The 21,374-nt window shown below is 67.1% G+C and carries 23 protein-coding genes; 15 read left to right on the top strand and 8 right to left on the bottom strand.

Features of this window, described 5'->3' with window-relative positions:
* Window positions 1–521 precede the first annotated feature (521 nt).
* The gene (locus EV560_RS35185; protein ID WP_131860540.1) at window positions 522–2,561 is read left to right on the top strand and encodes a M23 family metallopeptidase; all 2,040 of its coding nucleotides are present in this window, start codon (window positions 522–524) and stop codon (window positions 2,559–2,561) included.
* A gap of 121 nt (window positions 2,562–2,682) precedes the next feature.
* On the top strand, window positions 2,683–3,600 hold the full coding sequence (locus EV560_RS35180) for an AEC family transporter (protein ID WP_131860539.1): 918 nt from the start codon (window positions 2,683–2,685) through the stop codon (window positions 3,598–3,600).
* 89 nt (window positions 3,601–3,689) lie between these two features.
* Here the strand turns inward: EV560_RS35180 and gluQRS are convergent, their stop codons facing one another.
* Window positions 3,690–4,586 carry a tRNA glutamyl-Q(34) synthetase GluQRS gene (gene gluQRS, locus EV560_RS35175; protein ID WP_131860538.1) on the bottom strand — a complete coding sequence of 299 codons (897 nt, stop codon included), beginning with the start codon at window positions 4,584–4,586 and terminating at the stop codon, window positions 3,690–3,692.
* 196 nt (window positions 4,587–4,782) lie between these two features.
* Between gluQRS and EV560_RS35170 the strand changes: the two genes are divergently transcribed.
* Window positions 4,783–5,424 carry a DNA-3-methyladenine glycosylase family protein gene (locus EV560_RS35170; RefSeq protein ID WP_131860537.1) on the top strand — a complete coding sequence of 214 codons (642 nt, stop codon included), beginning with the start codon at window positions 4,783–4,785 and terminating at the stop codon, window positions 5,422–5,424.
* A 148-nt stretch (window positions 5,425–5,572) separates the two neighbouring features.
* Here EV560_RS35170 and EV560_RS35165 read toward each other — a convergent pair whose 3' ends face one another.
* Window positions 5,573–6,358 carry an HpcH/HpaI aldolase family protein gene (locus tag EV560_RS35165; RefSeq protein ID WP_131860536.1) on the bottom strand — a complete coding sequence of 262 codons (786 nt, stop codon included), beginning with the start codon at window positions 6,356–6,358 and terminating at the stop codon, window positions 5,573–5,575.
* Between the two features lie 180 nt (window positions 6,359–6,538).
* On the bottom strand, window positions 6,539–6,862 hold the full coding sequence (locus EV560_RS35160; RefSeq protein ID WP_131860535.1) for a DUF1476 domain-containing protein: 324 nt from the start codon (window positions 6,860–6,862) through the stop codon (window positions 6,539–6,541).
* Between the two features lie 367 nt (window positions 6,863–7,229).
* Here EV560_RS35160 and purC point away from each other — a divergent pair, with 367 nt between their 5' ends.
* From purC to purQ, 4 genes are all read left to right on the top strand, one after another.
* Window positions 7,230–8,024, top strand: a complete 795-nt coding sequence (gene purC, locus EV560_RS35155; protein WP_131860534.1) for a phosphoribosylaminoimidazolesuccinocarboxamide synthase — start codon at window positions 7,230–7,232, stop codon at window positions 8,022–8,024.
* A 41-nt stretch (window positions 8,025–8,065) separates the two neighbouring features.
* Window positions 8,066–8,638, top strand: coding sequence for a hypothetical protein (locus tag EV560_RS35150; RefSeq protein ID WP_131860533.1), 573 nt, complete (start codon window positions 8,066–8,068; stop codon window positions 8,636–8,638).
* An 82-nt stretch (window positions 8,639–8,720) separates the two neighbouring features.
* Window positions 8,721–8,963, top strand: a complete 243-nt coding sequence (gene purS / locus EV560_RS35145) for a phosphoribosylformylglycinamidine synthase subunit PurS (protein WP_131860532.1) — start codon at window positions 8,721–8,723, stop codon at window positions 8,961–8,963.
* A gap of 4 nt (window positions 8,964–8,967) precedes the next feature.
* Window positions 8,968–9,663, top strand: a complete 696-nt coding sequence (gene purQ / locus EV560_RS35140; protein ID WP_131860531.1) for a phosphoribosylformylglycinamidine synthase subunit PurQ — start codon at window positions 8,968–8,970, stop codon at window positions 9,661–9,663.
* A gap of 116 nt (window positions 9,664–9,779) precedes the next feature.
* Here the strand turns inward: purQ and EV560_RS35135 are convergent, their stop codons facing one another.
* From EV560_RS35135 to ccmA, 5 genes are all read right to left on the bottom strand, one after another.
* Entirely contained in the window at window positions 9,780–10,376 is a 597-nt protein-coding gene (locus tag EV560_RS35135) for a DsbE family thiol:disulfide interchange protein (RefSeq protein WP_131860530.1), read from the bottom strand.
* On the bottom strand, window positions 10,373–10,546 hold the full coding sequence (gene ccmD, locus EV560_RS35130) for a heme exporter protein CcmD (protein WP_131860529.1): 174 nt from the start codon (window positions 10,544–10,546) through the stop codon (window positions 10,373–10,375). Before ccmD ends, EV560_RS35135 begins: the two co-directional genes overlap by 4 nt.
* Complete coding sequence (locus EV560_RS35125; RefSeq protein WP_131860528.1) at window positions 10,543–11,304, bottom strand: heme ABC transporter permease; 762 nt, start codon at window positions 11,302–11,304, stop codon at window positions 10,543–10,545. Before EV560_RS35125 ends, ccmD begins: the two co-directional genes overlap by 4 nt.
* An 88-nt stretch (window positions 11,305–11,392) precedes the next feature.
* A complete protein-coding gene (gene ccmB, locus EV560_RS35120) occupies window positions 11,393–12,061 on the bottom strand; it encodes a heme exporter protein CcmB (RefSeq protein WP_131860527.1) in 669 nt (222 codons plus the stop codon).
* Complete coding sequence (gene ccmA / locus EV560_RS35115; RefSeq protein WP_248312361.1) at window positions 12,058–12,687, bottom strand: heme ABC exporter ATP-binding protein CcmA; 630 nt, start codon at window positions 12,685–12,687, stop codon at window positions 12,058–12,060. The genes ccmB and ccmA overlap by 4 nt, the downstream gene beginning before the upstream one ends.
* Before the next feature lie 228 nt (window positions 12,688–12,915).
* Here ccmA and acnA point away from each other — a divergent pair, with 228 nt between their 5' ends.
* The 8 genes from acnA (at window position 12,916) to EV560_RS35075 (ending at window position 21,282) form a co-directional block, all read left to right on the top strand.
* Window positions 12,916–15,627 carry an aconitate hydratase AcnA gene (gene acnA, locus EV560_RS35110; RefSeq protein ID WP_131860525.1) on the top strand — a complete coding sequence of 904 codons (2,712 nt, stop codon included), beginning with the start codon at window positions 12,916–12,918 and terminating at the stop codon, window positions 15,625–15,627.
* Window positions 15,628–15,859: 232 nt separating this feature from the next.
* A complete protein-coding gene (locus EV560_RS35105; protein WP_131860524.1) occupies window positions 15,860–16,141 on the top strand; it encodes an acyl carrier protein in 282 nt (93 codons plus the stop codon).
* Between the two features lie 130 nt (window positions 16,142–16,271).
* Window positions 16,272–16,733 carry a 3-hydroxyacyl-ACP dehydratase FabZ family protein gene (locus tag EV560_RS35100; protein WP_131860523.1) on the top strand — a complete coding sequence of 154 codons (462 nt, stop codon included), beginning with the start codon at window positions 16,272–16,274 and terminating at the stop codon, window positions 16,731–16,733.
* A gap of 2 nt (window positions 16,734–16,735) precedes the next feature.
* Window positions 16,736–17,866, top strand: coding sequence for a beta-ketoacyl-ACP synthase (locus EV560_RS35095; RefSeq protein WP_131860522.1), 1,131 nt, complete (start codon window positions 16,736–16,738; stop codon window positions 17,864–17,866).
* Between the two features lie 10 nt (window positions 17,867–17,876).
* Complete coding sequence (locus EV560_RS35090) at window positions 17,877–19,172, top strand: beta-ketoacyl-ACP synthase (RefSeq protein WP_131860521.1); 1,296 nt, start codon at window positions 17,877–17,879, stop codon at window positions 19,170–19,172.
* Window positions 19,169–19,915: an SDR family oxidoreductase gene (locus EV560_RS35085; protein WP_131860520.1), complete on the top strand. Its 747-nt coding sequence runs from the start codon at window positions 19,169–19,171 to the stop codon at window positions 19,913–19,915. Before EV560_RS35090 ends, EV560_RS35085 begins: the two co-directional genes overlap by 4 nt.
* A gap of 43 nt (window positions 19,916–19,958) precedes the next feature.
* Window positions 19,959–20,243 (top strand): type II toxin-antitoxin system RelE/ParE family toxin, encoded by a 285-nt coding sequence (locus tag EV560_RS35080; RefSeq protein WP_131860519.1) that lies wholly within the window; start codon window positions 19,959–19,961, stop codon window positions 20,241–20,243.
* Window positions 20,244–20,259: 16 nt separating this feature from the next.
* Complete coding sequence (locus EV560_RS35075) at window positions 20,260–21,282, top strand: zinc-binding dehydrogenase (RefSeq protein ID WP_131860518.1); 1,023 nt, start codon at window positions 20,260–20,262, stop codon at window positions 21,280–21,282.
* Window positions 21,283–21,374 lie beyond the last annotated feature (92 nt).

Below are 21,374 nucleotides of genomic sequence, written 5' to 3'. Positions count from 1 at the left end.
AGTCTCTACTCGACTTAGCCCTAAGACCAAGTCCGCAAGAACTCCGCCGTCCACGTTTCTCTTTCTGTCTTCAGTTGTCAAACAGCAAGGCTTCATTACAGACAGGCGTTTGTGCCGAGGTCATCGGCTACAAGGCCTAGCGTTCGAATGAAGCGCAGTAGAGGGCGGCGCCAGCGGCGTCGCCGTCTTGATGTGGCGTATATAGGGGGAGGCCCTTTTGGGTGTCAACACGGTTTTTGAAGTTTTTTAGACGGAACCCGCTTTTTTTCGCTGGCTACCGGCCAGGAGGCAAAACCCGACTTTGTATTTCGCGAGCGCGCGCGAGACGCGCCCGGAAACAGCCGCATTCGGCGGTCACAGGCTCGGGCAAGGCAGCGCGTCGACACTGCCTGGATTGATTCCGTACGGCGTCGCGGGCATGGTCGCCGGCAACGCGAAAAGATCAGCGCAGGTCCAGCGATTCCGGTACCGAGCCGGCGCGCTGAGCCGGGAAGGCTTCAGGGTTTGCAAGACGACAGACGATGAACGCCCATCCCGAGCTCAACACGCCAGCTGAACCGCTGTCGCCGGAAGCCGCCGCGCTTCTGGTCGATCTCGGTATCGAGCCGCCGATCCAGCCCGATGGTGCCTCGCACCAGGCGCTGGACCGTCGCGGCGTCTCGCTGCGCTGGCTCGCGGCCTGCGTCCTCGTCGGCTCCTTCGGTGCGGCCCTGCTCGGCGGCGCTATCCTGGTCGCGATGCGCGGCGACACCAGCTTCCCTGAGCAGCCCGAACTGGTCGCGACCCGCGCCGCCTCCTCGGGCGCCGGCGCCGGCGGCGGCGCCCGCAAGGGAGACAAGCTCGTCGCCGATCAACCGGTCATGACGGCGCGACACAGCGCGCGCGCACCGATGTCCCAGCGCGTCGGCGATCGTGAGGTCATCAAGGTGCGGCCCTTCGTGCGGCTCGCCACCAACCTGTCGCTGACCACCGGCGTCTACGCCACCAACATCCCGCCCTTCAATCCGTTGCGCCTGTTCTCGGAAGGCGCCGAGCCGGCCGAGCGCTATGCCGAGCCGACGGTCGACGTGCCGGATGCGGACGTCACCATCGTCAAGCGCGATCTCTCCGAGATCGTCATCCCCGCGGGCAAGGCGCAGCTCGAGGATGCCGATGTCGTCTCGCAGATCGAGGAAGAGCGGAACAATCTCGCCGCTGCCGGCCGGCAGCGGCCGTTGCCGATCCCGCCGCAGCTGATGCTGAGCCGCACGCTCGGCAGCGCCAATCCGGGCACTGCCGGCGGCGACCTGCTCTCCTATGCCCCCGCGACCGATACGCGCTTTTCCGGCATCGAGGTCCGCGTCGTGCCGGAGAACGTCACCAACGCGCCGAAGACGCCGATCCCGGCCTCGCGCGAGCCGCTGGTCGAAGACAAGTTGCTCATCACCAAGCGCGGCGAGAATTTCGAGCAGGTGCTGCGCGGAGCCGGCGCGACGCCCGATCAGATCCGCGGCATGATCCAGGCTTTCGGCGGCAAGATCCGCGTCTCCGCATTGCCGGAAGGCCAGGTGCTGCAGGCATTGTTCGCGCCCGGCCCCGCCGCCGGCGATCCGCGCCAGATCGTGCGAGTCTCATTGCTCAGCAACGGCCAGCCCGACGCCACCGTCGCGATCAATGACAAGGGCATCTTCCAGTCGGTCGCGCTGCCCCGGCAGGAGATCGTCGGCCCGCAGCGCAAGGCCGCCAACCCCGACTCGGGCGAGGAGGACGAGGATGAGGAGGGCAGCGGCGGCGCCCGCCTCTATGAGAGCATCTATGAGACCGGCCTGCGCCACGACCTGCCGCGCCCGCTGATCGACGAGCTCGTCCGCATCTTCTCCTATGACCTCGATTTTCAGCAGCGCGTCCGCGCCAGCGACAATCTCGAGGTGATCTTCACCGAGGAAGAGGAAGGCGAACGCCCCGAGATCCTCTCCGCCGCGCTGACGATCAATGGCGAGACGCGCCGCGTCTTCCGCTATCAGTCGCCGGATGACGGGCTGATCGAGTATTTCGACGAGGATGGCCGCTCGCTGAAGAAGTTCCTGCTGCGCAAGCCGATCGCCGATGGCGAGATGCGCTCGGGCTTCGGCATGCGCTACCACCCGATCATGCGCTATTCGAAGATGCATACCGGCGTCGATTGGGCCAATAGGATCGGCACGCCGATCCTGGCCGCCGGCAATGGCACCGTGCTCAAGGCCGGCTGGTCCTCGGGCTATGGCAAGCATACTGAGATCCAGCATGCCAATGGCTATGTCACCACCTATTCGCACCAGTCGAATTTCGCCGCTGGTATCGTGCCGGGCGCCAAGGTCCGGCAAGGTCAGGTGATCGGCTATCTCGGGTCGACCGGCCTCTCCACCGGCCCGCACCTCCATTACGAGGTCCTGGTCAATGGCAGCTTCGTCAACCCGATGAAGATCCGCGTGCCGCGCGGGCGCGAGCTCGACGGCCGGGCGCTGGTCGAGTTCAAGCGCCAGCGCGACGAGATCCAGGGCCTGATCGTCCGGGCCGGGGGCGCCGTCGCTCAATTGCGCTGAACGCATAGCTGAAAGCACTGGCAGCCATCGCGCGCTTTTTGCGCATGGCTGCGCTTGACTCCGGGGGCGGAAGGGCTGAGGGCGGCAGGACGTCGACTTTGCTCACCCGAACCCGCCTCAGATGCTTTCCTCGCTCCTCATCGTCCTGCCCGTTTTCGGCCTGATCGGCCTCGGCTACGCCGCGCGCTGGGCAAAGCTAGTGCGCGAGACCACTGGCGAGGGCCTGTCCGATTTCGTCTTCGTGCTGGCGGTGCCCTGCCTGCTCTTCCGCACGCTGGCAAAGGCCGATATCCCGTCGAGCCAGCCCTGGGGCTATTGGATCGCCTATTTCGGCGGGCTCGTCATCGTCGGCGCGCTGGCGATGCTGATCGCGCGCCGCCTCTTCGACCGCAAGGGACCGGAGCTCGTCGTCTCGGGCTTCGCCGCCGCCCAGTCCAACACCGTCTTCGTCGGCGTGCCGATGATCCTGAAAGCCTATGGCGATGCCGGCGCGGTGCCGCTCGGCCTCCTGCTCGCCGTGCATCTGCCGGTAATCATGGTGCTCGCGACCGTGCTCGCCGAAGGCCGCGCCGCCTCGCTGACACTGATGGGCCGGCGGCTGCTCACCCATCCGATCATCGTCGGCATCCTGCTCGGCATGCTGGCGCGCCCCTTTGTCGACCTCATTCCCGGCGCGCTCTGGACGATCATCGGCCTGATCGCCGATGCGGCCGTGCCCTGCGCCCTGGTCAGCCTCGGCATCGCGATGCGGCGTTACGGCCTGGAATCGGGCCTCGGCCTGCCGACCGTGCTGAGCGCGCTCAAGCTCTTCGTGCACCCGCTGATCGTCTACGTCCTGGCGACGCGCGTCTTCGAGATGCCCACGCATTGGTCCGGTGTCGCAGTGCTCTTCGCCGCCTGCCCCTGCGGCATCAACGCCTATCTCTTTGCCGAGCGGTACCGGCAGGGCATGGCCGATGCCTCGAGCGCGATCGCGCTTTCGACCATGCTCTCGCTCTTCACCACCGCCGCCTGGCTGACCTGGCTCGGCGTCGGCTGACGCCTTCGGTCATTGCGAGCGCACCAGGGGAAGGGGTGCTGCCACCCCCGGATGGTACGTTGCTGCGCTCGTCGCAATGACGGACAGCGCTATGCGAAGCCGAGCTGGCGTCGAATCTCGCCCGCAGTCACGCCGCGCGCCCTCACATCGGCCAGGCTCTCGGACAGGCGGCTCTTCGCCAGCTTCTGGCCGGTCTGGTCGATCAGCAGGCGGTGGAAATGGTAGCGCGGCGTCGGCAGCCCGAGCAGGCGCTGCAGCATCACGTGGATATCGGTCGCCGCTTCGAGATCGCGGCCGCGCACGACATGGCTGACGCGCTGCAAAGCGTCATCGACCACGACGGAGAGGTGATAGCTCGTCGGCACATCCTTGCGTGCCAGCACGACATCGCCCCAGCGCGCCGGCTCGGCGACGGCGACCTGCTCCGCGCCATCCTCACCGAACACCCGATAAGAAAGCGCGCCGCCAATGGTCGCCAGCGCCCGATCCATGGCGAGCCGCAGCACATGTGCCTCACCGGCGGCGATCCGCGCCTCTGCCTCCCTGGCGCTCAGGCTGCGGCAGGTGCCGGGATAGAGCGGCGCGCCATCCGGATCACGCGGCCAGGCCCGGCCTGTCTCCACCTCCTGCGCTGCAACCGCCTGCCTGACCTCCTGCCGCGAGCAGAAGCAGGGATAGACGATGCCCTTCGCCTGCAAGCGGCCAAGCACCGTCCGGTAATCGTCGAAATGCTCCGATTGCCGCCGCACGGCGCCATCGAAGCGGATGCCCAGCCAGGCGAGATCGTCATGGATCGCCTGCTCGAAATCCGGCCGGCAACGCGTCAGGTCGATATCCTCGACACGCAGCAGCAGCTCGCCGCCGCATGCCCCGGCGAGGCGCTCATTGGTCAGGGCCGACAGGGCATGGCCGAGATGTAGCCTGCCGTTCGGGCTGGGAGCGAAGCGGAAGACTGGCCGCCTGGTTTCGGGGGAGGACGTCGCCATCAGCTATGTCTATGGTCCCAGAGCCTTTTCGAGCGAAGAAAATGCGTCAAAACAAAGGGATAGAGAATTGTCGCGATTCGGAGAAGCGCGGAAATGCTCTAGCCTCGCGCGGCCAGGCGCCTCCTGACACGCCCTGCCCCGAACGCAGGCCAAGACGAAGCTATGATCAAGACGACGCCATGACCGAGACGACGCAATGACACGGATCACCTCCGACGCCGATCTCGAACAGGGCATGGCCGTGCTCGGCGCCCTCCATCCCGACTGGGCCGCGATCATCGCCAGGACCGGCCTGCCGCCCTTGCGCCGGCGCGAGGGTGGCTTCGTCGGACTATGCGCGATCATCGTCTCGCAGCAGCTCTCGGTGGCGAGCGCCCGCGCCGTCTGGACTCGGGTCGAGAGCGTGCTGACGCCCCTGACGCCGGAGCGCGTCCTTGCTGCGACCGACGAGGACATGCGCCTGTCCGGCCTGTCGCGACCGAAGCAGAAGACCTTGCGCGCCGTCGCGGCCGCGATCGTCGAGGGCCGGCTCGATTTCGGCGCGCTGGAAGACTTCACGCCGGAACTCGTCCATCAGCATATGACGGCGGTCTCCGGCATCGGGCCCTGGACCGCCGATGTCTACCTGCTGTTCTGCCTCGGCCATCGCGACGGCTTCGCCGCCGACGACCTCGCCATCCAGGAGGCGGCCCGCGTCGCCTTCGCCCTGCCCGCCCGGCCGAAGCCGGCCGAGCTCGAGGCGATGGCGGAAGCCTGGCGGCCCTGGCGCGGCGTCGCGGCAAGGCTGCTCTGGGCCTATTATGCAGTGCTGAAGCAGCGCGAGGGCATCAACGCTTGATGATCTCGGAGACCGTTTGAGAATTCGCTGGTGTGAGCCGGCGGGCGCGGCTGTCGAGAACCGGAGCGGAGCGGACTTATGTCCGTGAGCACCGGAAGCACAGACAGCTGCGTTCGACAGCCTCGCGAGTAGAACTATCGACTGGCTCTCAGCCCCTGACAGTCTTCAGGGCGGTCTTCGTTGCCGTGCGCAACAGCGACGAATCGCTCATCACCGTGACGAAGCGGCAGCCCATCTCGACGCCTTCCTTCGCCCGTTCGGCGGTGGCGGCGTAGAATGCCACCGGCTTGTTGACCGCCGAGGCGCGCTTGACGATGTGGCGGACGGCCTCGTCGACCTCCTTGGCGGTGGCATTGACCTGCTTGCCGCCGGAGAGCGCGATCGACAGGTCGGACGGGCCGACGAAGAGCGCGTCGATGCCTTCGAGGGCCAGGATGTCGTCGACGATCGCCATCGCCTCGCGGGTCTCGATCATCGCGAAGGTCAGCGAGAAGCGGTTGGCCTCGCGCAGATAGCTGTTCGGGTCGAGCCCGGAGGCGCCGAGCCCGCCATAGCTGCCCCAGCTGCGCTCGCCGAGCGGCGGATACTTGGCATAGGCCGCGAGGCGCTTGGCGTCCTCGATCGTGTTGATCATCGGCGCGATCACGCCGGAGACGCCGGAATCGAGCAGTTTCGAGACGTTCTGGAACTCGCCGACCGGGATGCGCGCCACCACCGGCTTGCCGGCGGCGTTGATCAACGGCACCGCGCGGATGACCTCGCTGAGCGTGATCGGGCCGTGCTGCATGTCGAGCGTGATCGCGTCGAAATCCTCCTGCGCCAGGATCTGCGAGACGCTCGGATCGGGCAGGCCGCACCAGGCGGACAGAAGCGTATCGCCCTTGGCGAAACGATCGGCGAGCGAGGAGAGAACGGTCGGCTTGGCGGAGGACATGAGCGCTTTGATCCGGTTTGATCCCGCTCCCGGGCAGGGCGGGTGGCGCGCAGGTTGGACCGGAGGGGCCCGGAAATGCAAACGGGCGCCCATGCGCCCGTTACAAAAGCGTCCTGCGTTTGAGGCGCGCCCTTCTGAGACCGCGCCAGACGGCCCCGCCAGTAGAATGACCAAACCGTCTCAGCGGCCGGCCTGGATATCCTCGGCCGCTTTGAGCAGCAGGCTGTTCATGACCTGGCGGATCTCGTCATCGGCAACCGCGACATTGGCCGAGGCGAAATCGGCCTTGACCTTGCGCAGCACGTCCTCGTCGCCGGCCTCCTCGAAATCGGCCAGCACGACCGACTTGGCATAGGCATCCGCGTCGGGGCCGGCCTTGCCCAGCTTCTCCGCCGCCCACAGGCCGAGAAGCTTGTTGCGCCGGGCCGTCGCCTTGAAGCGCAGCTCCTCGTCATGGGCGAACTTGTTCTCGAAAGCATCCTTGCGCTGATCGAAGGTCGACATGCGGTTCAGTCCTCTTGCGGGGGCTATCTCTCGAACAGCCATATAGGGCGGCGCGTGCCCCAGGGCCAGCACGGATTACGACCAACGGCGACAGCGCGCGCCGCCACGGCCGCGATGACCAGCCGATAACCACGCGGACAGCGGGCGACGTTCGGTCTCGCCGCGCTTTATTGCGTTTGCGGTGCAGAAGGCCCATATAGCGGGCGCAATGGCAGCCTTATGGATTGCCTATGCATTGAGCCAGGCGGCGCCGCAGTCTAGGTTGATTCCCGTTTGGGCGGGGATCGCAAGGGTTGCGGCGAACCGGCTGAACAGGGGCCACGATCCCGCCGCGGGAGTAATCCCGCGTCCAGAGAAAGGCCGACCTTTGGATTTCCTCAAGCCACGGTATATCCCAATGAATCGCCGCCGTCGCATCTACGAAGGCAAGGCGAAGGTCCTCTATGAGGGACCCGAGCCGGGTACGCTGATCCAGCATTTCAAGGACGACGCGACTGCCTTCAATGCCAAAAAGCATGAGGTGATCGACGGCAAGGGCGTCCTCAATAACCGCATCTCCGAGCACATCTTCAGCAACCTGAACGATATCGGCGTGCCCACGCATTTCATCCGCCGGCTGAACATGCGCGAGCAGCTGATCCGCGAGGTCGAGATCATCCCGCTCGAGGTCGTGGTGCGCAACATCGCCGCCGGCTCGCTCTCGACCAAGCTCGGTCTCGAGGAAGGCACGCAGCTGCCGCGCTCGATCATCGAGTTCTATTACAAGAACGACGCCCTGAACGACCCGATGGTCTCGGAAGAGCACATCACCGCCTTCGGCTGGGCGACGCCGCAGGAAATCGACGACATCATGGCGCTCGCCATCCGCGTCAACGACTTCCTCTCGGGCCTCTTCCTCGGCGCCGGCATCCGCCTCGTCGACTTCAAGATGGAGACCGGCCGGCTCTGGGAAGGCGAGATGATGCGCATCGTCGTCGCCGACGAGATCAGCCCCGATTCCTGCCGGCTCTGGGACATCAAGTCGAAGGACAAGCTCGACAAGGACCGCTTCCGCCGCGACATGGGCGGGCTGATCGAGGCCTATACCGAGGTGGCGCGCCGCCTCGGCATCCTCGGCGAGAACGAAAAGCCCGGCCCTGCCGGCCCCCGCCTGGTGCAGTGAACGCCGCGACCGGGCAAATGACTCACGTGAAACGGGGGCGCATGCGCTCCCGTTTCCGTTTGGCTGCGCTGCTCGTCGGGCTCTGCCTGCTCGCCGCCTGCACCAACCAGTTCGGCGCCGGCATCACAGAGCTCGCTGCCGATCGCGGCTGGCAGCCCCTGCCGATCGCCGACTGGGTGGTGAATGACGGGCTGGAGCCGCGCAGCATCGTCTATTGCCCCCGCGAATCCTGCGCTCATCAGGCCATGGCCGCGCTGATCAGCCTGGAGGGCAAGCGCGCCGACGAGATGGAGCGGGCGCTCGCGACCGATCCGGCCCGCCTCGCCCGCGAATTCGCCAAGCCTTCGACACCGCCCAAACCCGAGAAGGGCAAGACGAATCCCAAGAGTACGGCGCCCAAGGCGCCGAAGAGCACGACCAGCGTCTCGCGTTATGACGAATCCGGCGCCAGCGCGCTGCTCGTCGAGATCCGCGCCAAGGACTCCCCATCCCGGGGAGCCGCGACCGCGATCGTCTACGGCCGCGACGCCGGCAAGCTCACGCTCGCCATCGCCATCACCGACGATGCCGAGCGCGCCCGCACCTATGCCCGCTCGACCTGGCGTAGCCGCTGATTCGGCGGCTGGCCCGACAAAAGGTTGAGCCCGCGCCGATTCGCCGCTAAGGCACCCTCAATTCCCAGTTCCGGAGAGCCCGATGAAAGCCCGCGTCACCGTCACCCTGAAGAACGGCGTGCTCGATCCGCAGGGCAAGGCCATCGAGGGCGCGCTGAAATCGCTCGGCATCGACGGCGTCGGCTCCGTCCGCCAGGGCAAGGTCTTCGACATCGAGTTCGACAGCGCCGACAAGGCCGCGGCCGAGGCCGCGCTCAAGGACGCCTGCGAGAAGCTCTTGGCGAACACGGTGATCGAGAATTACCGAGTCGAGATCGGAGCCTGACATCATGCGCGCTGCCGTCATCACCTTCCCTGGCTCCAACCGCGACGGCGACGTCGCCAAGGCCCTGAAGCAGGCCGGCGCCAAGGTCGACCATGTCTGGCACGCCGATACCGAGCTGCCGGCCGGGACCGATCTCGTCGTGCTGCCCGGCGGCTTCTCCTATGGCGACTACCTGCGTTGCGGCGCCATCGCCGGCCGCGCCCATATCATGGACGCGACCCGCGCCCATGCCGCGCGCGGCGGCTACGTACTCGGTATCTGCAACGGCTTCCAGATCGCCTGCGAGGCCGGCCTTCTGCCCGGCGTGCTCGCCCGTAACGCCAACCTGAAATTCGTGTGCAAGCGCCAGCACCTCACGGTCGAGCGCGCCGATACGCCCTATACCAGCGCCTATGCCAAGGGCGACGTCATCGATGTCTGCATCGCCCATGGCGAGGGCAATTACATCGCCGACCCGGAGACGCTGGCGCGGCTCGAGGGCGAAGGCCTCGTCGCCTTCCGCTATGCCGATGCCGAGGGCCAGGCCACGCCGGCCGCCAATCCCAACGGCTCGCTCAACAACATCGCCGGCATCTACTCGCCCAAGTTCAACGTGCTCGGCCTGATGCCGCATCCCGAGAACCTGATCGACTCGCTCGTCGGCGGCACCGATGGCCGCGGCATGTTCGCGAGCCTGGTCGGAAGCAAGGCTGCGGCCTGAAGTACCCCGTCATTCTCGGGCGGAGCGCAGCGCCGACCCGAGAATCTCTTGCCGGAAAGAGCGCCCTCCTGTCCTGCGATAGTCGGGTCGGACCAGAGCATGACGCCCGGCCAGCCTCACTTCGCCGCCGCAACCGCCTTCGCCAACAGCCGCTGCGCACCCGCCTGATCGAGCGGCCCGACATGCTTGTCGAGGATGCGTCCGTCCGGGCCGATCAGGAACGTCTCGGGCACGCCGTAGACGCCCCACTCGATCGCGCCACGCCCGGCCCGGTCGACGCCCACGGCCGAGAACGGATTGCCGAGCGCGCCAAGGAAGCGGCGGGCATTGTCGGCCTCGTCCTTGTAGTTGAAGCCGACCAGCGCCACCTTGCCCTGCTTCACCGCCGGCGCGTCCGAGAGCGCCACGAGCTGCGGATGCTCGACCCGGCAGGGCGCGCACCAGCTCGCGAAGACATTGACGATGGTCGCCCGGCCCTTGCCGAGATCCGCCATCGTGAAGCTGGGCACCGGCTGGCCGTCCTTCTGCAGCCCTTCGAGCGCCGTCAGCGTGACCTGCGGCGCCGGCTTGCCGATCAGCGCCGAAGGCACGCGCGAGGCATCGCCCGCGAACAGGCCGGCAAGGAAGACGATGGCGAGCGCGCCGAAGATCAGCAGCGGCACGATATAGATCAGCGGCGAGCGCCGCCGCGGGGTCAGTTCGGCCTGGCTCATGACGAGGCCCCGCCCGAGCGCCGGCCGATGCCACGCCGTTCGAGATCGTCGAGCGCGCGCTTCTGGGCGCGATGGTCGAGCAGAATCGCCGCGATCAACCCGCCGAGAATGACCGCAACCGCGCCATAGGCGGCGAGGATGAACCCGGCATGCGGCCCGAGGGAGCTCATGCCGCCGCTCCTTCGGCCGCCAGCCGGTCGAGCCGCTCGGCCTCGAAGATCGTCAGCGTGCGCACACGCCGGCGCATGATCTCGGCCCGCATCGCCACGAGATGCAGCGAAAGCGCCAGCAGCGTGAAGCCGATCGCCAGGATCAGCAGCGGCCAGAGCATGGAGGCGTCGATGGTCGGGCCGCCCATGCGGAAGACCGAGGCCGGCTGGTGCAAGGTGTTCCACCAATCGACCGAGAACTTGATGATCGGCACATTGACGAAGCCGACCAGCGTCAGGATCGCCACCGCGCGCCCGGCCCGGCTCGGCTCGTCGAGCGTGCGCCAGAGCGCCATGATGCCGAGATAGATCAGGAAGAGCACGAGCACCGAGGTCAGCCGCGCATCCCAGACCCAATAGGTACCCCACATCGGCTTGCCCCAGAAGGCCCCGGTGATCAGGCAGATCAGCGCGAAAGCGGCTCCGATCGGAGCAGCCGCCTTTTGTGCGACATCGGCGAGCGGGTGCCGCCAGACCAGGGTGCCGAGCGCCGAGATCGCCATCATCGTGTAGAACATCAGCGCGAGCCACGCAGCCGGCACATGCACGAACATGATCCGGATGGTCTCGCCCTGTTGGTAATCGGCCGGCGCGACGAAGAAGGCGAGATAGAAGCCGAGCGCGAGCAGAACCAGCGCCACGCCCGAGAACCAGGGCAGCAGCACGGCCGAATAGCGCATGAAGCGCGTCGGATTCGCCAGTTCGGTCAGGCTAGCCATGCGGCCTTTGCTCTTGATTGGACGAAGGAGGATGTAGCAACCGGCCTCTCACTCCACAATCCGCGCGGCAGGCCTATGGCGTCGCAGCCTATTCCGCCAGCCTGAGCGCGGCGGCAGCGGCGATCGTGCCGATCACGATCGCGGCAAGCGAGAGCGCGCACAGGATCAGGAAGGGCGTCAGGAATGGGATCGTGCCGCCCAGCGCACTGTTCGAGGCGGAGACCCCGAAGATCAGCACCGGCACGGTCAACGGCGCGACCAGCACCGGCACGATCAGCCCGCCGCGCCTGAGCGAGGCGGTCAGCGCGGCGCCGGTGGCGCCGATGAAGCTGAGCGCCGGCGTGCCCGCGAGCAAGGTCGCGGCGACCGGCAGCATCGCATCGCCCGGCAGCGCCACGAGCAGGCCGAGCAGCGGCGCGCAGAGCGCGAGCGGCAGCCCGGTCGTCAGCCAATGCGCCAGCCCCTTGGCCAGCACCGCAAGCTCGAGCGGCAGCACCGAGGCTCGGATCAGGTCGAGCGAGCCGTCCTCCTCGTCGCCCTGGAACAGCCGGTCGAGCCCGATCAGCGTCGCCAGCAGCGCACCGAGCCAGAGGATCGCGGGGCCGATGCGCGACAGCAGGTTGAGATCGGGCCCGAGCGCGAAAGGCACCAGCACGACGAGCGTCAGGAAGAAGACGAGCGCGAGCTCGCCGCCGCCGCCGGCCCGTGTCGCCAGGGCGAGATCGCGCCTGAGGATGGCGAGGAAGGCCCGGATCACGCCCCGATCCTCACTTCGCGCGCTCCGTCGAGCCCGAGCGAGCCGTGCGTCGCGGCCAGGATCGCCCCGCCCTGCGCGAGATGGTCCCGCATCAGCCCGACCAGCATCGCCTGCGCCGCAACGTCCAGCGCCGAAGCCGGCTCGTCGAGCAGCCAGAGCGGCCGGCGCGAGACCAGCAGCCGCGCCAGCGCGACCCGTCTTCGCTGCCCGGCCGAGAGATAGCCGACCGGCAGGGCCGCGACATGCGGCAGCCCGACCGCAGCGAGCGCCTCCTGCGCGGAGGCAGAGGCCTCGCCGAGCAAGGCCTGCGCGAAATCCAGGTTCTCGCGTGCCGTCAGCGCCGTCTTCAGCCCGTCACGATGGCCGACGAGATGGAGCAGCTCCGACAGCGGCGCGTCGCCGGCGCCCTCGATTCGCAGGTGTCCCCCGGCTGGCCGCAGCCGCCCGCAGATCATCGCGATCAGGCTCGATTTTCCCGCGCCGTTACGGCCGGTCAGGGCGATCGCCTCGCCGCCGCCGAGCGAGAAGCTCAAGCCCTCGAAGATCAGCCGCCCGCCGCGCCGGCAGGCGAGATCTTCGGCGCTCAGGGCAAGTCTTGGAAAGGAGGGAGCAAACGGCAGCGTCAAGACATTGTTCCGGAGGCAAAAAACCCGCGCCGCGCATGATTCATGCATGTAGCGGGCTTCTTGGAATTGATCTATAGAACCGTTGGCTACGCCGCACGCCGATCCGGCGCGGGGCTCGGGCACTCCCGAGGCGGCGCGCGCGTCCTGCGCATTAGGCCTTCGAACCGGCAAAGCCGCAAGGATGCGCCGGCTCGCGACCGCAACCCCTTGATCAGGATTTTAGCCCAGATGGCCTCGCTCGATTCATTCAAGTGCCGCAAGACGCTGACCGTCGGCACGAAGAAATATGTCTATTACTCGCTGAAGGCGGCCGAGAAGAACGGCCTGCCCGGCATTTCCAAGCTCCCCTTCTCGATGAAGGTGCTGCTCGAGAACCTGCTGCGCTTCGAGGATGGCCGCTCGGTCACCAAGGCCGATATCGAGGCTTTCGTCGGCTGGCTCGACGACAAGGGCAAGGCCGGTAAGGAGATCGGCTTCCGGCCCGCGCGCGTGCTGATGCAGGACTTCACCGGCGTCCCCGCGGTGGTCGACCTCGCCGCGATGCGTGACGGCGTCGTGGCGCTCGGCGGCGACCCGAAGAAGATCAACCCGCTCGTCCCGGTCGATCTCGTCATCGACCACTCGGTCATCGTCGACGAGTTCGGCTCGCCCAAGGCTTTCAAGCAGAATGTCGACCTCGAATACCAGCGCAACGGCGAGCGCTACCGCTTCCTGAAATGGGGCCAGGGCGCCTTCGACAATTTCCGCGTCGTGCCGCCCGGCACCGGCATCTGCCACCAGGTCAACCTCGAATACCTCTCCCAGACCGTCTGGACGGCTAAGGAGAAGGTCAAGAAGGGCAAGAAGACCGAGACCGTCGAGGTCGCCTATCCCGACACCGTCGTCGGCACCGATTCGCACACCACCATGGTCAACGGCCTTGCTGTGCTCGGCTGGGGCGTCGGCGGCATCGAGGCCGAGGCCGCGATGCTCGGCCAGCCGCAATCGATGCTGCTGCCCGAGGTGATCGGCTTCAAGCTCACCGGCAAGCTCAAGGAAGGCATCACCGCCACCGACCTCGTGCTCACCGTCACCCAGATGCTGCGCAAGAAGGGCGTCGTCGGCAAGTTCGTCGAGTTCTTCGGCCCCGGCCTCTACAACCTGACGCTGGCCGACCGCGCCACCATCGCGAACATGGGTCCGGAATACGGCGCGACCTGCGGCTTCTTCCCGGTCGATGCCGAGACGCTCGACTACCTGACCACGACGAGCCGCAAGTCCGCGCGCATCGCCTTGGTCGAGAAGTACACCAAGGCGCAGGGCCTCTTCGCCACCCGTTCGACGCCCGATCCGGTCTTCACCGACACGCTCGAGCTCGACCTCACCACGGTCCAGCCCTCGATGGCCGGCCCGAAGCGGCCCGAGGGCCGCGTCGATCTCGGCGGCGTCAAGAGCGGCTTCGCCGCTGCGATGGACACCGAGTACAAGAAGGGCGTCGAGATCTCGCGCCGCGTCAAGGTCGAGGGCAAGGATTTCGATCTCGGCCATGGCGACGTTGTCATCGCTGCCATCACCTCCTGCACCAACACCTCGAACCCGTCGGTGCTGATGGCCGCCGGCCTGCTGGCCCGCAATGCCGTGGCCAGGGGCCTGAAGGTCAAGCCCTGGGTCAAGACCTCGCTGGCGCCCGGCTCGCAGGTCGTGGCGGAGTATCTCGCCAAGGCCGGCCTGCAGAAGGACCTCGACAAGCTCGGCTTCAACCTGGTCGGCTTCGGCTGCACCACCTGCATCGGCAATTCCGGCCCGCTGCCGACCGAGATTTCCAAGACCATCAACGAGCAGGGCCTGATCGCGGGCGCCGTCATCTCCGGCAACCGCAATTTCGAGGGCCGCGTCTCGCCGGACGTGCAGGCGAACTACCTGGCATCCCCGCCGCTGGTCGTCGCCTATGCGCTCGCCGGTTCGGTCCAGATCGACCTGACCACCGAGCCGCTCGGCATGGGCAAGGACGGCAAGCCGGTCTACCTGCGTGACGTCTGGCCGACCAACAAGGAAATCCAGACCTTCATCGCCAAGAACGTCACCAAGGCGATCTTCAAGGCGAAATACGCCGATGTCTTCAAGGGCGACGCCAATTGGCAGAAGGTCAAGGCGCCGACCGGCCAGACCTATGCCTGGGACGACAAGTCGACCTATGTGCAGAACCCGCCCTATTTCCGGGGCATGGGCAAGACGCCGGCTCCGGTCACCGACATCCAGGGTGCCCGCATCCTCGGCCTGTTCGGCGACAAGATCACCACCGACCACATCTCCCCGGCCGGTTCGATCAAGGCGGCCTCGCCGGCCGGCGCCTATCTCACCGAGAATGGCGTCGCCGTCGCCGACTTCAACCAGTACGGCACACGCCGCGGCAATCACGAGGTGATGATGCGCGGCACCTTCGCCAATATCCGCATCCGCAACCACATGATGGGCCCGAACGGCCGCGAAGGCGGCTACACCATCCACTATCCCAGCAAGGAAGAGCTGCCGATCTACGATGCGTCGATGCGCTACCAGGCCGAGAAGGTGCCGCTGGTGGTCTTCGCCGGCGTGGAATACGGCAATGGCTCTTCGCGCGACTGGGCGGCGAAGGGCACCAATCTGCTCGGCGTCAAGGCCGTGATCGCCCAGAGCTTCGAGCGCATCCACCGCTCGAACCTGGTCGGCATGGGCGTCGTCCCCTTCACCCTGGCGGAGGGCACGAGCTGGGCCTCGCTCGATCTCAAGGGCGACGAGACCGTGACGATCAAGGGCCTCGCCACCGTCAAGCCGCGCCAGATGCTCGAAGCCGAGATCACCTCGGCCGATGGCAAGGTGAAGAAGGTGCCGCTGCTCTGCCGCATCGATACGCTCGACGAGCTCGATTACTTCAAGAACGCGGGCATCCTGCACTACGTGCTGCGCGGAATTGCTGCGTAACAGCTACTCATCATTCCCGGGGCACAGCGAAGCGCAGCCCCGGGAATCTCGCGATCCAGACATGGCCGGGTCAAAGCCCGGCCATGACGCCCTTTTCACCCGCGCGGTTGTCCAATCGCGACGGTGAGTGTAAGGGGGCGTTTCAGCCATCCTTGGCGGGGGGCTTGGGGCAGACGCGCGCCAGCGCGTCCGGATGTCCGCCGCCAGCTAAAATCACGACGGGAGCACCCGCATGTCCGCTACGTTCGAGACTGTCGCCGGCATCATTTCCGAGACTTGCGACATTCCGCGCGACAAGATCACGCCCCAGAGCCACGCCATCGACGATCTCGGCATCGACTCGCTCGCCTTCCTCGACATCGCCTTCGCGATCGACAAGGCCTTCGGCATCAAGCTGCCGCTCGAGCAGTGGACGCAGGAGGTCAACGAAGGCAAGGCGCCGGCCGAGCAGTATTTCGTGCTTGAGAACCTGTGCCAGCGCATCGATGACCTCGTCGCCGCCAAGAAGGCCTGAGTCCAACAAGGTCGAAGTTGCGGCCCGGCCTTGAGCCGGACACCCTCTGCCGATAGAGCATGACGCTGCTGAGCCGGTTCATCGCTGTCCGGCTCCCTTGCACGATCGCTCGCTACCCGGACAGGACCGCATGCGCCTCGAATATTTCGACATGATCGATAAGGTCACGACCTTCGATCCGTCGCAGAAGCGCATCGCCACCCGCTCGACGGTGCCGAATGCGAGCCCCGTCTTCGAGGGGCATTTCCCCGGCCACCCGTTGGTCCCCGGCGTCCTGCTGACCGAGACCATGGCGCAGGCCTCCGGCTATCTGCTGCTCGCCCTCAACGGGCTCTCCCAGATGCCCTTCCTGATGATGGTGGACAAGGCGCGCTTCCGCACCTTCGTCGAGCCCGACGCCGTGCTCGACGTCGAGGCGGAGCTCGTCCACGAGGGCTCGGGCTATGCTGCCACCAAGGCGAAGATCACCATCGGCGGCAAGCCGATCTGCGACGCCGAACTGCGCTTCCGGTTGATGCCTTTCCCCGCCGATATGCGCGCATTGATGGAGAGCCGGATCGGGGCGATCGGCCTCGAGCCGGTGCGGAACTGATCATGAAGCGTGACGTCGTCATCACCGGAATCGGCCTTGCCTCCAGCCTGGGTGAAGGCCTCGAGCCACATGCCGCCGCCCTGGCCAATGCGCCGACCCCCGTCATCGATGCGCAGAGCTTCGCGCCCTATCCGGTGCACCCGCTGAAGCCGCTGGAGCTGGACCGCCAGATCCCGAAGAAATCCGACCAGCGCCAGATGGAGCCCTGGCAGCGCCTCGGCGTCTATACGGCCGGCCTCGCCCTCGATTCCGCCGGCATCAAGGACGATGCGGAAGCCAAGGCTGAGCTGCAGGTCATCGTCGCGGCGGGCGGTGGCGAGCGCGACCATGCCGTCGACAGCGCCATCCTTTCCGGCCTGCGCGCGACCAACGAGCCCGGCCCCTTCCTGAACGAGCGGCTGATGGGCGACCTGCGCCCCACGCTCTTTCTCGCCCAGCTCTCCAACCTGCTCGCCGGCAACATCTCGATCGTCCACGGCGTCACCGGCGCCTCGCGCACCTTCATGGGCGAGGAGCAGGCCGGCGTCGACGCGGTCCGCACCGCCCATGCCCGCATCAGCACCGGCCAGGCCGACATCATGCTGGTCGGCGGCGCCTATAATGCCGAGCGCCGCGACATGCTGCTGCTCTTCGAGCTCGGCGGCTTCCTGCGCCATGGCGACTACGCCCCCGTCTTCGCCCGCGAGGACAAGCCCGGCCTGATCGTCGGCAGCGCGGCCGCCTTCCTCGTGCTCGAGCCGGCCGAGCGCGCCGCCGCCCGCGGCGCAAAAGTCTTCGCCAGGCTCGATGATGTCGTCGCCGACCGCTCGCGGCGGCGCGAGGCCGGCGCGGTCGAGGCCTCGCTCGGCAAGCTCGTCGCCGAGCTCGGCCCGGTCTCGCCCGGCGCGCTCGCGGTCTCGGCCGCCACCGGCATCGCCGGCATCACCGGCGAGGAAGCCGGCGTCATCGCCAAGCTGCCGCAGGCGAAGCGCATCGCCACCGGCGACCTGTTCGGCCATACCGTCGAAGCCGCCTTCCCGCTCTCGGTCGCGCTCGCCGCAACCGCCCTCTCTGCTGGGCAGGCAAGCGAGGCCATCGTCACCGGCGTCGGCCATTGGCGCGGCGAGGGCGCGGCGCATCTCTCAAAAGCGTGAGGGCATTCGCATGACCACACATCGTGACGCCAAGGGCCGCCCGATCGTCGCCGTCACCGGCCTCGGCGTGGTCACATCGCTCGGCCAGGGCAAGGACGCCAACTGGGAAGCGCTGACCGCCGGCCGCTCCGGCATTCATCGCATCGAGCGCTTCCCGGTCGACGGCCTGCGTACCTCGATCGCCGGCACGGTCGATTTCCTCTTCGACGAGCCCTTCACCGCCCCCGAGCTCTCCGAGAAGCTGGCGACGCTCGCCGCCGAGGAGGCCGTGGCTCAGAGCGGCCTGAACGCCGAGGGCGATTTCCCCGGCGAGCTGTTCATGGCGGTGCCGCCGGTCGAGATCGAATGGCCGCAGCGCCAGGAACTGGCTGCCAGCATCGAAGGCGAGCCCGATTATGACGGGCTGCTGCGCGCCGCCGCGACGCAGAAATACAAGGCGATGCACGAGCTCTTCCTGTTCGGTGGCGTCGCCGACCATATTGCCGATCGTTTCGGCACCAAGGGCTCGCCGATCTCGCTCTCGACCGCGTGCTCCTCCGGCGCGACCGCGATCCAGATGGGTGTCGAGGCGATCCGCCGTGGCGAGACGCAATCCGCGCTCTGCATCGGCACCGACGGTTCGGTCCATGCCGAGGCGCTGATCCGCTTCTCCCTGCTCTCGGCGCTGTCGACCCAGAACGACCCGCCGGAAGGCGCGGCCAAGCCCTTCTCGAAGAACCGCGACGGCTTCGTCATGGGCGAGGGCGCCGGCGCGCTCGTGCTGGAGGACTACGATCACGCGCTGGCGCGCGGCGCGACCATTCTCGGCATCGTCGCCGGCTGCGGCGAACGCGGCGACGGCTTCCACCGCACCCGCTCGAGCCCGGACGGCAAGCCGGCCATCCTCGCCATGCAGGATGCGCTCGCCGATGCCGGCCTGACGCCCGCCGATATCGACTACATCAACGCCCACGGCACCTCGACGCCCGAGAACGACAAGATGGAGGCGATGAGCTGCACCGCCGTCTTCGGCGAGCGCATGCCGAGCCTGCCGATCTCCTCGAACAAGTCGATGATCGGCCATACGCTGACGGCCGCCGGCGCGGTCGAGGCCGTCTTCTCGTTCCTGACCATCGCCAATGGCCGGATCCCGCCGACGATCAATCACAACAATCCCGATCCGGCGATCCCGCTCGACGTCGTGCCGAACCAGGCCCGCGACGCCAAGGTGAAGACGGTGCTGTCGAATTCCTTCGGCTTCGGCGGCCAGAATACCTGCCTCGTCCTCGCCGCGGCGCCGGAGGCGGCAAGTCCGGTCGCGCGATGAGCCGTATCCTCGTCACCGGCGGCGCCAAAGGTGTCGGCGCCGCGATCGTGCGTGCGCTGGCTGCCGCGGGCCACGACGTCGACTTCACCTATCGCTCCTCGGCCGAGCAGGCCAAGGCACTCGCCGACGAGGTCGACGGCGACAACCCGTCGAGCACGATCCGCGCCCTGCCGCTCGATCTCTCCGACAAGCAGGCGCTCGACGCCTTCTGCGAGAAGGCCGAGGACGAGGGCTATTTCGGTCTCGTCCACAATGCCGGCCAGCCCTACGACTCGCTCGCCGCGATGCTGGTGCAGGACAAGGCGGAAGCCGCGATGCAGGTCAATTTCTGGGCCTTCACGCGTCTCGCCAAGAGCCTGATGCGTGGCATGGTCCGGGCCCGGGCCGGCCGCATCGTCGCCATCGGCTCGGTCGCTGCCTTGCGCGGCAATCCCGGCAACGCCGCCTACGCCGCCTCCAAGGGCGCACTGATCTCCTATGCCAAGACGCTTGCGGTCGAGACCGGCAAGCGCGGCGTCACGGTCAACGTGATCGCGCCCGGCTTCGTCGACACCGACATGATGGCGCCCTACGCTGCTTATCGCGAGAAGATGGAAGGCCAGATCCCGGCCGGCCGCTTCGCCAGGCCCGAGGAGGTCGCCGGCCTCGCCGCCTTCCTGATGAGCCCGCCTGCTGCCTACATCACCGGCACGGTGCTGCCGATCGATGGCGGGCTGACGGCGCAAATGGGCGTGCATCGCTGAGGCTCGCGGATTCACGTGAAACGCGCGTGACGCCGACCAAGGCGTGAGGCTCGTCTGGACTGAGTCGGCGCTTGTCGAGATCCACGAGATTTTCGCCCATGTCGCGGCCGGTAGTCCGGTTGCCGCGGAGCGACCGACCATTATGATCGAGAGTGAAGCGCAGCTCCTCCTCGACCATCCGGAATTGGGTCGCCCCGGCCGTGTTGACGGCACCAGCAAATTCGTGGTGACGGGTACGCCCTACATTCTTCCTTATCGCGTCCGCGACGGGCGCGTCGAAATCCTGGCGGCCCTGCATGCCTCTCGGCAATCGCCGGACCGGCTCTGAAAGGCTCAACCTCCCGATGCTTTCCCTTCAGCTCCATGGTGACCGCGACCTTCGCGTCGAGGAGATCGCGCCGCCACCGCCACCGGCCGCCGGCGAGGTGCAGATCCGCGTTCGCGCCGTGGGCTTGAACTATCTCGACCTCTGGGGCTTTCGCGGCATGGCCTTCGCCAAGCGCAAGATGCCGCAGGCGGCCGGCGTCGAGGCGGCCGGCGAGGTCATCGCGGTCGGCGAGGGCGTCTCGCGCTTCCGCGAGGGCGATACCGTGACCATGTACGGCGCCGAGACCTGCGGCCATTGCAAGGCCTGCCGCGAGGGCCGCGACAATCTCTGCGAAAACGTCGCCGGCATCATGGGCTTCCATATCGACGGCTTCGCCCGCGAGCTGATCAACCGGCCGGAACGGCTGGTGATCAAGGCGCCGAAGGGCGTCTCCTTCGAGGACGCCGCCTGCGCGCCGATCGGCTTCGGCACCGTGCAGCACATGCTCTTCGACAATGCCAGGCTGGAGCCCGGCGAATCCGTGCTCGTTCATGCCGGCGGCTCCGGCATCGGCACTGCCGCCATCCTGATGGCCAAGGCGATCGGCTGCACGGTCTACACCACCGTCGGCGACGACGAGAAGGGCGCCAAGGCCAAGGCGCTCGGCGCCGACCATGTCATCAACTACCGCGAGGACCGCTTCGAGGGCGTGGTGCGCAAGCTCACCGGCCGCAAGGGTGTCGATGTCGTCTTCGAGCATGTCGGCGCCGACACCTGGAACGGCTCGCTGCTCTGCCTGAAGCGTGGTGGGCGGCTCGTCACCTGCGGCGCCACCTCCGGCCCTTCGGCGACAATCAACCTGATGCAGCTCTTCCAGCAGCAATACCGCATCACCGGCTCCTTCGGCTGCCGGATGGAGAATATCGCCCAGTCGCTGGAGAAGATGGCCGGCGGCATGAAGCCGGTGATCGACTCGGTCTTCCCGCTCGCCGAATTCGAGAAGGGGCTGGAACGCATCGAAGGCCGCAAGGTCTTCGGCAAGGTCATCGTCGCCTTCTGAAGATTTACCGAGCCCTCGACCTGAGGAGCGGTTGCAGAGTTCGTCCCGACGGATGGTTCAGCGGACTCTGGAACCATCGGCAGCATCCCGCG

Source organism: Allobosea sp. BK604, from assembly GCF_004341515.1.
Taxonomy (GTDB): domain Bacteria; phylum Pseudomonadota; class Alphaproteobacteria; order Rhizobiales; family Beijerinckiaceae; genus Allobosea.
Note: the sequence above shows the minus strand (reverse complement) of the source record. Positions and strands in the feature narration are given on the sequence as shown.